The following is a 12,490-nucleotide window of genomic DNA, read 5'->3' as shown; positions in this document are numbered from 1 at the left end:
AGGGGCAGTGCCATGCAATATGTGAATGACGAATCGAATATGAACCGCAACGCACGGCAGGTGCTCAGGTGTGTGCTGGAAACAGAGCCGACGACCCGGACGGCCATTGCCAAGAAGCTGTCTCTCAGCAAACCGACTGTCTCGGCGGCCATCTCCAGGCTTATCGATGAAGGCTGGGTCACCGAGACAGGCAGCGGGGCGGCATCCGCAAGCGGCGGCCGTAAGCCGGTGAACCTGAAGTTCAATCCGAAAAAGGCACGCTGCATCGGGATTGATATCGGGGGAACCAAGGTGGCGGTCGGCATCACCGATCTGAAAGGGGAGCTTGAGAGTTACCGTACATTCCCGACACAGGAATATTTGGATCATGATTTCTTCCCTGAAATCCGGAAGATGGCCGGAGAGATGATGGAAGAGCTGTCGCTGGACGAGGAGGAGATCCTGGGTGTCGGCGCCGGTGTCCCGGGAGTGACCGACGTACAGACCGGAATCGTGGAAGAAGCGCCGGCCTTGCGGTGGAGAGATTATCCGGTGCGGGAAAAGCTGGAGGAAGTCTTTCCGTATCCCGTATACGTGGACAATGATGTCAACATCGGAGTGCTTGGGGAGCACTGGACGGGCCGCGGCAAGGGCAAGCAGAACCTGATTTACATTTCCATCGGGACCGGGGTCGGCAGCGGAATCATCCTGAACGGCCAGCTGTTCCGGGGAAGCCAGTACAGTGCGGGCGAGCTCGGCTACATGGTGACAGACCGGAGCCTGGCCAGAAGCTACCGGCCTTCCTATGAAGGCTATGGATTCCTGGAAAGTGTCGCGGGCGGAACATCTGTCGGCACGGCCCTGTCGGAGCAGCTTGGCAGAAAAGTGACGGCTGAAGAGGCATTCGGTTTGTACCGATCCGGAAATAAAGAAGCCGTAGAAACGCTCGGGAAATCACTTGAACATCTCGGGATTGCAGTTGCGAATTATGTGTCCCTGCTGAATCCGGAAATGATCATTTTAGGAGGTGGTCTGTCACAGTCATTCGATGTGATCCGGCCGATTGTCTCAGACAACGTGAAGCGGTACGCACCGAAGGAATGTGAGATCGTCAGGACGGCGTTCGGAGGGGAAGCCGGTGTGATCGGCGCGGTTGCATTGCTGCTGAAGGAGCATGAGGGGTTGTACAACATTTAATTCAGAAGGGGGCAGTTTAGATGGGAAAATGGGTTAAGAAAAGCTGGTTGCTTGTTTTGACGGCACTGTTTGCACTTGCTTTGGCCGGCTGCATGGCCGGCTCCGATGGAGGAGAAGAAGAGGATGCTTCCGGAACAACATCGGGTGATGCGGGCGGCGATGCCGCCAAGACGGAAGACCTCGAGGAGAAAGTGGTCGTCTATTCTCCTCACGGCAGTGACATTCTGGGGGACTTCAAACAGCGCTTTGAAGAAGAGTATGGCATCAAGATGGAGTTCCTGGACATGGGCTCCCAGGAAATTCTGGACCGGGTCCGCTCCGAGAAAAATAATACACAGGCGGACGTCTGGTGGGGAGCGCCTCAGGTGAACTTCGACCAGGCGAAGGATGAAGGGCTGCTTGCCGAATACAAGCCGTCCTACGCGGATGCGCTGGATGAAATGTATCACGACGAAGACTGGATGTGGAGCGGTACTTCGATGACGCCGGAAGTCATCATGTACAACAACAAGGAAATCTCCGAAGAAGAAGCACCGAAAGACTGGGATGACCTGATCGATCCGAAGTGGCAGGATGAGCTGATCATCCGCTATCCGCTTGCATCCGGAACGATGCGGACCATCTATTCAGCTATGATCTACCGGACATACAAAGACACGGAAGATACGAAGGAAGGCTACGAATGGCTTGAGAAGCTGGACAACAACACGAAAGAATATTCGGCCAACCCTGAGCTGATGTACAACCAGCTCGCCAAAGGCGTCGGCTCCCTGACCGTCTGGAACATGCCGGATGCCGTCATGCTCGCAGAAGAAAAGGGTTATCCGTTCGGTTATGTCCTGCCGGAAAGCGGAACGCCGGTCCTGACCGAAGGGATTGCGATCGTCAAGGATGCGCCTCATCCGAAAGCGGCAGAAGCATTCTATGAGTTCGTCAACACGCCGGAAGCGGCGAAGCTGCTCGCGGAAAAATACTACCGCATTCCGACACGTGAAGACGTGACCGATCTTCCGGAATGGATCACTGAAGCGGAAGATGAGATCAAACCGATGGACATCGACTGGGCATTGTTCCAGGAAAAATCCGACGAGTGGATGGATCACTGGGATAACCAGATTAAAAATGCAGAAAAAGAAACAGGCGAGTAACCAGCAGGCTTCATGGGCTCCGTATAGCGTTTACTTTTGACGTTGGACTATCGCGGGCGGCATGCCTGCGGTAGTCCAGTGTTTTTACAGGGAAGGGAGTGGTTGCATGTCAACCGTTCATTTATCGGCGATTACCAAGCAATTTGGCAAAGTGACGGCAGTGGAGGGTCTTGACCTCATCATCAAAGAAGGGGAGTTCTTCACATTCCTGGGCCCGAGCGGCTGCGGAAAGACGACGACACTCCGGATGGTAGCCGGGTTCTATTACCCGACAAAAGGGGTCGTGAAGTTCAACGACCGGGACATGACGACCGTCCCGCCCGAAAAACGGAATACCGGCATGGTGTTCCAGAACTATGCGCTGTTCCCGCATATGACGGTTTTCGAGAATGTCGCGTTCGGACTGAAAGTCAGGAAGATGAGTAAGGCAGAGACGAAAAAACGGGTGGAAGATGTGCTGCGGAAAGTCAGGCTTGACCAGTACATGGAACGCCAGGTAAGCCAGCTGTCCGGTGGCCAGCAGCAGCGTGTGGCTTTGGCGCGGGCGCTCGTCATCGAGCCGGACATCCTGCTTCTGGATGAGCCGCTCAGTAACCTGGATGCCCGCCTGCGGGATGAAATGAGGGCGGAAATCCTCCGGCTCCAGAAGGAATATCAGATCACCACGATCTATGTCACGCATGACCAGGTCGAAGCCCTGACAATGAGTGACCGGATCGCCGTCTTTAACTTCGGCAAATGCCAGCAGGTCGGCACGCCGACCGAGATCTACAATGAACCGGTCAACGACTTCGTCGCGGAATTTATCGGTGAGACGAACTTGCTGCCTGTCAGAGAGGCTGCTTCCGGAGAAAGCCTGCGGTCATTCCATGCAGATGTGCTGGGCGGTGAGGTGTCGGTGAACAATACTTCCCTGAATATTGCCGGGTATACGGAGAACGATGACCTGATGATGTCGGTCCGGCCGGAGGCGGTAGAGGTTTCCGGCCAGCGGGTCACCGGGGCGAATGTTTTTCCCGGCAGGGTGAAAATGGTCCAGTTCACCGGGGCGGCTGTACATACCTATGTAGAGATGAACGAACAGCTGACCCTCGTCGGAACTGCTCTGAACCAGGGGCCGAGCACCTATCTGAAAGAAGGCGCGGATGTATTCGTACGCCTTCCCGAAGACCAGATCCGGATTGTGCCGAAAGCGGGGGTGTAATCCATGAAAAACTGGAATCCGCACGCCCTTGGGGAAGGGGGACGCCGATATGCTGAATGCTGAAAAAAGAAAAACATTGGTGCTTCTCATCCCTGTCGTCCTTGTATTGATCGGTTATGTTCTTTATCCGACTTTGAGGACCGCCTATGAGAGTTTCCTGCATAACAGTGTGTTTTCCCTCCAGAACTATGAAGACTTCTTCGGCTCAAAGGCAAAGGCGAACCTGCAGGCGCTATGGAACTCGGTCTGGATATCTCTGCTGTCGGTCCTGTTCAGTGCGCTGATCGGTGTGCCGCTTGCATACATCTTCAACCGCTATGAGTTTCCCGGCCGCAGGTTCTTCTCCAACATTGCCATCATGCCAATCGTGCTGCCGTCCCTAGTCGGCGTCATGGCGTTTATGTTCCTCTACGGTGAGGCGGGCCTTATTCCGAATGCGATCAAGGACCTGCTGAACCTTTCGGAAGTGCCGTTCAAGATCGGCGGGATCTCGGGCATCCTGATCGTCCATGCCTATACGATGTACCCTTACTTCTACATGACGACGGCATCTGCGCTATCGAATCTGGACCCGTCTCTGGAAGAGGCGGCCTCCAACCTGGGTGCAAATCGTTTCAAGGTGTTCTGGCAGGTCACATTCCCGCTCCTTACACCGGGACTTGTGGCAGCTTCGCTCCTTGTCTTCATGGTCTCGATGGCAAGCTTCAGTGCACCGTTCCTGCTGGCAGGGGGCTTCCGGGTGCTGAGCCTGCAGATTTACTTCTCCAAAATCAATGGTGACCTGGAGATGGCGGCCACCCAGTCAGTCATTTTGTCGATCGTCTCGATTGTGTTCCTGCTGTTCATGCGCTGGTATCAGGGCAGGAAGGACTACCGGATGGCCTCCAAGGGAATCGGTGCCCACCGCAGTGAAGTCAGCAACCCTCTGCTCAAGTGGACAATGGTCACGCTCGGAGTCTTCGCGGTGGTCATCCTGCTTCTCCCGCATGTGACGCTGCTCATCCTGTCGCTCGTGCCGGAGGGATCCTGGACCTGGCAGACGTACCCGACCATGTTCAACATGGAAAATTATACGATGCTGTTTGACACGCCGTATATCTGGGAGCCGGTCCGCAACAGTCTGATCATGGCATTCATCGCCTGTCTTGGCGTCTTTGTCTTCGGGATTTTCACATCCTACGCGCTCGTCAAACGGAACTTCATCGGGAAAAACCTTCTCGATATTCTCGTCATGATTCCATGGGCACTGCCGGCGACGGTCGTCGGGATGAACCTGATCCTGGCGTTTAACTCACCGAACCCGTTCTCGTTCGGACAAATCCTTGTCGGGACGTTCTGGATTTTGCCGCTCGCTTACTTTATCCGATTCCTGCCGCTCGTCGTGCGTTCGACCAACGCGGTGCTGGAGCAGCTGGACGACTCCATTGAGGAGGCGGCACAGAACCTCGGGGCCAAGTGGTTCTATACATTCCGGAAAGTCGTGATTCCGATCATCATGCCCGGCGTTCTGAGCGGTACGCTGCTTGCGTTCGTCCAGGCAGTCGGGGAGTTCCCGACTTCCGTCCTTCTCTACACAATCGGAAACCGACCGATTTCGATTGAAATCATGAACCAGCTCAGGATGTTCAACATCGGGCAGGCCGCTGCCTACGGCATGATCCAAGTTGCACTGATCGCCGTGGTCATGTTCATCTCCAGCAGATTCCTCGGGGTCAAGGCAGAAAAGTCCCTCGGTTAATAAAATGAAATTGGGGTGCCAGCTATATGAGTGCTTGGAAAAAAGATTTTGTTGTGGCGGACGGGGACGTCTTCCCGGGAAAAACCTATGTGGACGTTCTTCTCCGCCCTGTGTTCAACGACCAGCGTGACTACCTCTTTGATGCGATGTTCGAGGTGCATGCCGCCCACACCCAGATGCTCGCCGAGCAGAAGATCCTGGCCGAGTCGGAGGCGGGCAAGATTCTGAATGCCATCCGGGAAGTCTGGAAGATGGACCGGGCGGAACTCAAGTATTCCGCGGAGCACGAAGACCTGTTTTTCCTCGTGGAGTCGAAGATCGGCGAGCTGATCGGCGAGGAGTTGGCGGGGAAGATGCATATCGCGAAAAGCCGGAACGACATGGGCGAGGCGATGTACCGGATCGTCCTCCGGAAGTACCTGGCCGAGACGGTCGAACAGGCGGAGGCTTTGGCGGAAGCCATTCTTGCCCAGGCGGAGGAGCATGTGGAGTCGGTCATGCCGGCACACACCCACACGCAGCCCGCCCAGCCGACGACTTTCGGACACTATCTGGTCGCAATCTACGACAACCTGATCCGGGACATCGGGCGGCTGAAGCGCGCCCGCCATACCGTGAACCAGTCGCCGATGGGTGCGGCCGCGATCACGACGACCGGATTCCCGATCAGCAGGGAGCGGATGGTGGAACTGCTCGGATTCGAGGGGATGATCGAGAACTCATATGACGCGATCGGGACGGGGGATTACCTGATTGAAGCTGCACAGAGTCTCGTAAGCCTCATGACGAACATGGGACGCTGGATCCAGGAATTCCTCCGGATGGCTTCCAAGGAAGTCGGCCTGCTCCGGGTGTCCGATGCCTATGTCCAGATCTCGAGCATCATGCCGCAAAAGCGGAACCCGGTCTCGATGGAGCACTCCCGCGCACTCGCCTCCAGTGCCGCTGCGGAAGGCCTTGCGGTCATCCACATGATCCACAACACGCCGTACGGCGACATCAACGATACGGAAGACGACCTGCAGCCGCATCTGTATACCGGCTTTGAAAAGGCGAACCGCGTGCTCCGGCTGATGCATGCCGTCGTGACCACGCTCACCTTCAACAAGGACCGCGCCCTCCGGCAGGCGAGGGAAAACATGATCACCATCACCGAACTCGCTGATGTGCTGACCAGGGATTACGGGATTTCATTCCGCCGGGCCCATCATAAGGCCAGCCTCATCGCCCGCGAAGCCGACCGTCAGGAAAAGGAACTGTACGAAATCCCGCTTGAAACGGTCAACGGCTGGCTCGGCGACGTTGAACTCACCGCCGAGGACTGGAACGCCATCACCGACCCCATCACGTTCGTCGCCAGAAGACGTATCATCGGCGGACCGGCACCGGATGTCGTGCGGGGGATGATCCAAAGGCGGAAAAAGGAATAAACGTGGAGCTCCGGCAAACCTACCTGGCGTGCATGCAGAGATTCCGTATTCTGGAAAGAACGTTGACTGTCTAAAGTACGAAGACTATAATTTGGTATAGAAACAGATGATATAGACGGATTCCGGTCCGTCTTTTTCTATGGAATAAAAGGAGTCCTTTTAATGAAATCCCTTTATAACCGGATGTTCGGCCAATATTGGAACCCGGTGATGGCACTTGTTCTGGCCGGCATCTTCAGTGCGGCTTACTTCGGGCTCACCGGCACGGTGTGGGCGGTGACGGGCGAGTTCACGAGGCTCGGCGGACACGTTGTCGAATTTCTCGGCGGCGATGTCTCCGGCTGGGCGTATTTTGACCTGGTTCATCTGGAAGGCTCGACGTTCGCCCGCTCCGACGGCTGGATCGTCTGGGGCATGCTGATCGGCGCGCTCATCACGGTCCTTCTCGCCAATAACTTCAAGATCCGCACAGCCAAACAAAAACGTCGCTATGTGCAGGGCCTGATCGGCGGCACGATTGCCGGATTCGGCGCCCGCCTTGCGATGGGCTGCAACCTTGCCGCATTTTTCACCGGCGTCCCGCAATTCTCGTTCCACTCGTGGATCTTCATTGTTGCTACCGGTGTCGGTACCTTTGCCGGAGTGAAAGTCGCCAAGACGAAATGGTGGAAAGGCAAGCCGAAGCTGATGAAAGGCGGTCCCGCACCCGTTGCAAAACGGGAAAAGCGCATCGTCCAGCCGTACGTCGGCAGTCTGATCGGGCTGCTCTATGCCGGACTCATCGTCTGGTTTTTCGCCACCGGAAAACCGGTCCTCGGTATTGCGGCGATCTTCGGCGCCATCTTCGGCATCCTGATCGAACGCGGACAGATCTGTTTTACGTCTGCATTCCGTGACCTGTGGCTCACCGGCCGCACGCTCATGGCGAAGGCGATTGTCATCGCCATGGCCGTCAGCTCCGTGCTGACGATCATCATCATCGCCAACTATGGGATGACGCCGATCACTCAGGTCGCCTCCATCGGCACATTCGTCGGTGGCTTCCTGTTCGGCCTCGGCATCGTCCTGGCCAGCAGCTGCGAAACCGGCATGATGTACCGTCTCATGGAAGGCCAGGTCCTGTACCTGTTCGTCTTCGCCGGCAACCTGATCGGCGTCACATTGCTCGCCTATTCCTGGGACCACCTCGGCGTCTACAACCTGCTTGTCGCAGGCGGCGAGAAGCTGAACCTGATCACTGCAATGGGACCGGGCTGGGCAATCATCGCCACACTTACGATGCTCGCCGCGTGCTACCTGTTCATCGACCTCTATTCAAAACACAAACGCGGCACACTGATCCTACCGAAAGGGGAGAAGAAAATTGCAAGCTGACTTCACACTCGACCTCCGCGGCGAATCCTGCCCGTATCCGGTCATCTACACCCTTGATGCGTTAAAGGACATGCAGAAAGGTCAAATCCTCCATGTCGTCACCGACTGCCCGGGCTCCTTCCGGAATGTTCCCGAAGAAGCCGTGAGTGCAGGCTACAAACTGGCGAAAGACCCCGAGAAAGCCGGCCAGGAATACCTGTTTTATATTGAAGCATGACAAAAGGGACGCGCGATAGCGTCCCTTTTTTGTATCGAGTTATTTTCAGGCGGCCTGTTTTGATGCGAAAGTGACGAATCCGGCCGCGAAAGTGATGAAAGGGAGCCCGAAAGTGATGAAAGGGAGCCCGAAAGTGATGAAACGGTTCCTGAAAGTGACGAAACGACCCTTGAAAGTGACGAATCAATCACGGCAAGTTGATCTGCCACGAAACCCCGTACTTGTCATTGACCCAGCCGAATTTCCGGCTGAAGCCGTGGTTTCCGAGTGCCATGAGTTCCATGCCGCCTTCCGCGAGCTTGCTGTAAACATGATCGATTTCTTCTTCGGTGTCGACATCCACGTAGATCGAGAACGACGGGGTGAAGTCGAACTGGTGGCGGATGCTGCTGTCGATGCACTTGAATTCACGGCCGTTCAATGTGAATGTGGCGAGCATGACGGTGCCTTCTTCGCCGCCCGGCACATCCGGACCATAGCGGACGATATTGGTGATCTCGGAGTTCTTGAAGAGCGATGTGTAGAAGTTCATCGCTTCTTCTGCGTTGGCGTCCTGGAACATCAGGAACGGGGTGATTTTGGCCATGTCAGATCTCTCCTTTTATAAGCGTTGCTCGTGCAGGCTCTGTGTTTCCAGTAAGGTTTTCATTTTCGTATTGAAGATCTGGATGATTTTGCCGAGGAAGAGGGCGGTCAGCAACGTACCGAGCGCAACCGGCCCGCCCAGGAAAAAGGCGGTGGCCGCTCCTGTCCCCTCAATCAGCATCCGGGCTGAGCTGAAGCTCCAGCCCGTTCGGCCGCTGAAGGCGATCATCAGGCCATCGATCGGTGTTTTCGGAAATCCGGCTTCCATGTAGACGCCGAGTCCCGCGCCGATCAGAAGAAGGCCTAGGGCAAAGCTTGTCCACTGAAGGGCGGGTGACGAAGCGAGATCCGCTCCGTGCAGGGCCCCGTACAGCCAGAAGTCGAGGAATGTGCCGCGGATGATGATCGGCAACATCGACTCAAGCCGGAACCTTGTTTTCTCGAGCAGGAAAGTGAGGAAGGTGAAGAGGAGCTGGGAAAGGATCGACCAGAGGCCGACCGTCAGCCCGAAGTGAAGGTTCAGCCCGACTGCCACCGCGTCCCACGGCCCGGCTCCGACGGCGGACAAAATCACGAGCGCGATGCCAAGCGCTGCTATGAAAAGTCCCGCCAGATAAATGGTGACCCGACTGGCCATCGCTCTTGTCCCCCTCCGAGTTGAATGAATTATTCAATTATAGCACGGTGGAAGAGTTGCGGCGGCGAATGTGAAGTAAGTTGCCCCCAACCTTACAAAATCGTCACTTGCGCCCCCCTGATTGTAACCAATATCGAACGACCGCAGTCATCCCCGCGCGTTATGATTAACTCAACAAATCGGGCGGGACCGTGAATCCCGCCGCCGGGAGGAATCATCAAGGTGACCAACACCAACCAAACACAAGGCCGCATCGTGCTGCAGGCGAATCAGGTCCGCAAATCGTTCGGCTCGAAACTGAATTCAACCGAGGTGCTGAAGGGGATCAACCTGCAAGTCCGTGAAGGGGAGTTTGTCGGGATCATGGGGCCTTCCGGAGCGGGGAAGACGACGCTTCTGAATGTGCTCGCGACGATTGACCGGCCGACGTCCGGTACGATCACGATTGATGGCAATGAGACTTCGAAGATGAAGGATGCGCAGCTGTCGAAGTTCCGTCGCGACAAGCTCGGCTTCATCTTCCAGGACTACAACCTGCTGGATACGCTCACGGTCAAAGAAAACATTCTGCTTCCGGCGTCCCTCGGCGGGCTGTCGAAAAAAGCGGCAGAGGAGCAGTTCAACGACTTCGCCGGCATTCTTGGAATCAAGGAGCACGGCCACAAATACCCACACGAGATCTCAGGCGGACAGAAGCAGCGCACGTCCGCCGCGAGGGCGCTCGTCAACCATCCGTCGATGGTCTTCGCAGACGAGCCGACGGGGGCGCTCGACTCCAAGTCGGCATCCGCGCTTCTCGGCACGCTGGAAGACGTGAACAAATCCCGCGGCGTAACGATCATGATGGTCACGCACGATGCCGTTGCGTCCAGCTACTGCAGCCGCGTCATTTTCCTGAAAGACGGGTCGATGTACTCCGAGCTGTACCGGGGCGATAAGACGCGCCAGGCATTTTTCCAGGACATCCTGAACATGCAGGCTGTGCTCGGAGGTGACCGCGTTGACGCTCGTTGACCTCGTTCTGCGCAGCATGCGGAAGAACCTGAAGCATTATTATCTGTACTTTTTTGCGCTGATTTTCGGCGTCACGCTGTTTTTCATTTTCTCCACGCTCCAGCATGATTCTTCCGTGGTGGAACAGACCGACCTGTCTGCCAAGATGGCGTCTGGCTTTCAGGCCGCGACCGTCCTGCTGTTCGGGATCCTCCTCATCTTCGTGACTTATGCGAATGACCTGTTCCTGAAGCGTCGGAGCCGGGAGATCGGGCTTTATCAGCTGGTCGGCCTGACAAAAGGTGCGGTGTCGCGTCTTCTGATCATCGAGAATATTCTTCTCGGAGCCGGCGCGTTTATTGTCGGGCTCGGGGCAGGACTGCTTGTCTCGCGGCTATTCCTTCTTCTGCTTATGAAGCTTGTCGGATATGAGGGCTTCGTCAACCTGTCGTTCAGCGGAGCGGCTTTTCTTCAGACGGCGGTCGTATTCGCTGTCCTGATCGTCATCACGTCATTCCGCATGTTCTGGAAAGTCCGCCGCTCGCAGCTGATCGATCTGTTCAATGATGATAAAAAGGATGAACATCCGAAACAGCCGAAGCCAGTCCTGTCGGCACTTCTCGGAATCCTGGGCGTCGCCATGATCGGCTTCGGCTACTGGTTTGCCAACTCCACATACATGCTGAATGCATTTCTTTTACTCAATATGCTGCTCGTCCTCGCCTTCGTCATTACCGGCACGTATCTTGTCTTTCGCGTAACGATCGGCTGGCTGATGACGCTGGTACGGAAAAACCAGAATGGCCACATCGGGCTTGCCGGGGCTCTTTCGATTGCGCCGCTCATGCACCGGATGAAGGCTAACGCCAAGTCGCTCACCGTCATCACGACGTTGTCCGCGATGACTCTCGCCATGGCAGGGTTTGCCTACTCGATGTATTACTCGACCGAGCAGGAAACGCGCGTATGGGTTCCGCATGACTTCTTGATTGATGAGATAGGGGAAGGCAAGGAAGGGACTTCTGAGGAAAGGGCCGCGAAGTTTGCCGCAGATCTCGACGAGGCGGGCATCGGCTATGTCATGCAGCCAATCACCTATCTGGAACTGAACGCTTCATATACTGGGGATAATCTGCCGGACCTTCTCGGTTGGGAAGGTAATACGGTCACTGCGAATGTTTTTGACGTCAGGCAACTGAAAGCGGCAGGACTCGACATTGAGGAGCCGAAAGCGGGGGAAGCGGTCATTCATGACTCCGGGATTGCGTGGCTGCTGACCGACGAGGTCTTTCCATACGAGGCTTCAATCGCTGCAGGCCAGACAAATGAAAAGCTGCGTGTCACCTCCCTCGGCAAACGGGAAGTAGCGAGCGGTTACGCGGGGGTCCATTCCCAGCTGACCGTCAGCGGGGAGACATACGACCGGATCAAGGCGGCTGCTCCGGCAGAGACGCATCAGTTGGTCGCCTTTAATTTGGCCGACCAGAAAGATCTCGCGGAAGCCTCTGCCATTTTCAGGCCATACAGGGGAGATATGACCCTCGATTTCTACACCACCTATAAAGAATCATTGTCGTACAACGGCATCATGATCTTTATCACCGGCTTCCTCGGACTCGCTTTCCTCGTTTCCACCGGAAGCATCCTGTACTTCAAGCAGATGAGCGAAGCCGAACAGGAAAAGCGGAGCTATACGACGCTTCGGCAACTCGGTTTCAGGACGGGAGAAATCATGAAGGGCATCCGCCGCAAACAGGCATTTGTCTTCGGTATCCCGCTCGTCATAGGACTCGTCCACTCGATTTTCGCCATCAAATCTGTATCGTTCATCTTTATGTCTACCGACATCACACTGCCGGTAACGATTGCCATGATGGCGTACGCCTTGATATACCTGATTTTTGCTGTCCTCACCATTGGCTACTACCGGAAAACCGTACATGCCGCACTTTAAACAAAGCGCCCTCTCCTGACGCGGAAAGGGCGTT

11 protein-coding genes are annotated in these 12,490 nt (G+C 55.8%); 9 read left to right on the top strand and 2 right to left on the bottom strand.

The window, feature by feature from the left end:
* Positions 1–12: 12 nt before the first annotated feature.
* The 7 genes from DZC51_RS06500 (at position 13) to yedF (ending at position 8,287) form a co-directional block, all read left to right on the top strand.
* The gene (locus tag DZC51_RS06500) at positions 13–1,176 is read left to right on the top strand and encodes an ROK family transcriptional regulator (RefSeq protein ID WP_232524077.1); all 1,164 of its coding nucleotides are present in this window, start codon (positions 13–15) and stop codon (positions 1,174–1,176) included.
* Positions 1,177–1,196: 20 nt separating this feature from the next.
* Positions 1,197–2,324 carry an extracellular solute-binding protein gene (locus DZC51_RS06495; protein ID WP_232524076.1) on the top strand — a complete coding sequence of 376 codons (1,128 nt, stop codon included), beginning with the start codon at positions 1,197–1,199 and terminating at the stop codon, positions 2,322–2,324.
* Between the two features lie 106 nt (positions 2,325–2,430).
* Positions 2,431–3,528: an ABC transporter ATP-binding protein gene (locus DZC51_RS06490; RefSeq protein WP_157294565.1), complete on the top strand. Its 1,098-nt coding sequence runs from the start codon at positions 2,431–2,433 to the stop codon at positions 3,526–3,528.
* 49 nt (positions 3,529–3,577) lie between these two features.
* A complete protein-coding gene (locus DZC51_RS06485) occupies positions 3,578–5,266 on the top strand; it encodes an ABC transporter permease (protein WP_157294564.1) in 1,689 nt (562 codons plus the stop codon).
* 26 nt (positions 5,267–5,292) lie between these two features.
* Positions 5,293–6,696 (top strand): argininosuccinate lyase, encoded by a 1,404-nt coding sequence (gene argH, locus DZC51_RS06480; protein ID WP_157294563.1) that lies wholly within the window; start codon positions 5,293–5,295, stop codon positions 6,694–6,696.
* Between the two features lie 162 nt (positions 6,697–6,858).
* Positions 6,859–8,070 (top strand): selenium metabolism membrane protein YedE/FdhT, encoded by a 1,212-nt coding sequence (yedE, locus tag DZC51_RS06475; RefSeq protein WP_157294562.1) that lies wholly within the window; start codon positions 6,859–6,861, stop codon positions 8,068–8,070.
* The gene (gene yedF, locus DZC51_RS06470) at positions 8,060–8,287 is read left to right on the top strand and encodes a sulfurtransferase-like selenium metabolism protein YedF (RefSeq protein ID WP_157294561.1); all 228 of its coding nucleotides are present in this window, start codon (positions 8,060–8,062) and stop codon (positions 8,285–8,287) included. Before yedE ends, yedF begins: the two co-directional genes overlap by 11 nt.
* Positions 8,288–8,474: 187 nt before the next feature.
* Here yedF and DZC51_RS06465 read toward each other — a convergent pair whose 3' ends face one another.
* Together DZC51_RS06465 and DZC51_RS06460 are read right to left on the bottom strand one after the other, a co-directional pair.
* Positions 8,475–8,873, bottom strand: coding sequence for a VOC family protein (locus DZC51_RS06465; protein WP_157294560.1), 399 nt, complete (start codon positions 8,871–8,873; stop codon positions 8,475–8,477).
* A gap of 15 nt (positions 8,874–8,888) precedes the next feature.
* A complete protein-coding gene (locus DZC51_RS06460) occupies positions 8,889–9,509 on the bottom strand; it encodes a YczE/YyaS/YitT family protein (protein WP_157294559.1) in 621 nt (206 codons plus the stop codon).
* Between the two features lie 213 nt (positions 9,510–9,722).
* Here DZC51_RS06460 and DZC51_RS06455 point away from each other — a divergent pair, with 213 nt between their 5' ends.
* Both DZC51_RS06455 and DZC51_RS06450 read left to right on the top strand, forming a co-directional pair.
* The gene (locus tag DZC51_RS06455; protein WP_304504512.1) at positions 9,723–10,523 is read left to right on the top strand and encodes an ABC transporter ATP-binding protein; all 801 of its coding nucleotides are present in this window, start codon (positions 9,723–9,725) and stop codon (positions 10,521–10,523) included.
* The gene (locus DZC51_RS06450) at positions 10,501–12,456 is read left to right on the top strand and encodes an ABC transporter permease (RefSeq protein WP_232524075.1); all 1,956 of its coding nucleotides are present in this window, start codon (positions 10,501–10,503) and stop codon (positions 12,454–12,456) included. The genes DZC51_RS06455 and DZC51_RS06450 overlap by 23 nt, the downstream gene beginning before the upstream one ends.
* Positions 12,457–12,490: the final 34 nt, after the last annotated feature.

Origin of the sequence: Bhargavaea sp. CC-171006, assembly GCF_009761675.1 — a bacterium.
Lineage (GTDB): Bacteria > Bacillota > Bacilli > Bacillales_A > Planococcaceae > Bhargavaea > Bhargavaea changchunensis.
The sequence above is the reverse complement of the archived record's forward strand: the minus strand, read 5'-3'. Positions and strand labels throughout refer to the sequence as shown.

Coding starts and splice junctions, on each gene's coding strand:
- DZC51_RS06485 (WP_157294564.1), top strand. CDS start 3,578: ATGCTGAATGCTGAAAAAAGAAAAACATTGGTGCTTCTCATCCCTGTC.
- DZC51_RS06465 (WP_157294560.1), bottom strand. CDS start 8,873: ATGGCCAAAATCACCCCGTTCCTGATGTTCCAGGACGCCAACGCAGAA.
- argH (WP_157294563.1), top strand. CDS start 5,293: ATGAGTGCTTGGAAAAAAGATTTTGTTGTGGCGGACGGGGACGTCTTC.
- DZC51_RS06490 (WP_157294565.1), top strand. CDS start 2,431: ATGTCAACCGTTCATTTATCGGCGATTACCAAGCAATTTGGCAAAGTG.
- DZC51_RS06500 (WP_232524077.1), top strand. CDS start 13: ATGCAATATGTGAATGACGAATCGAATATGAACCGCAACGCACGGCAG.
- DZC51_RS06460 (WP_157294559.1), bottom strand. CDS start 9,509: ATGGCCAGTCGGGTCACCATTTATCTGGCGGGACTTTTCATAGCAGCG.
- yedE (WP_157294562.1), top strand. CDS start 6,859: ATGAAATCCCTTTATAACCGGATGTTCGGCCAATATTGGAACCCGGTG.
- DZC51_RS06495 (WP_232524076.1), top strand. CDS start 1,197: ATGGGAAAATGGGTTAAGAAAAGCTGGTTGCTTGTTTTGACGGCACTG.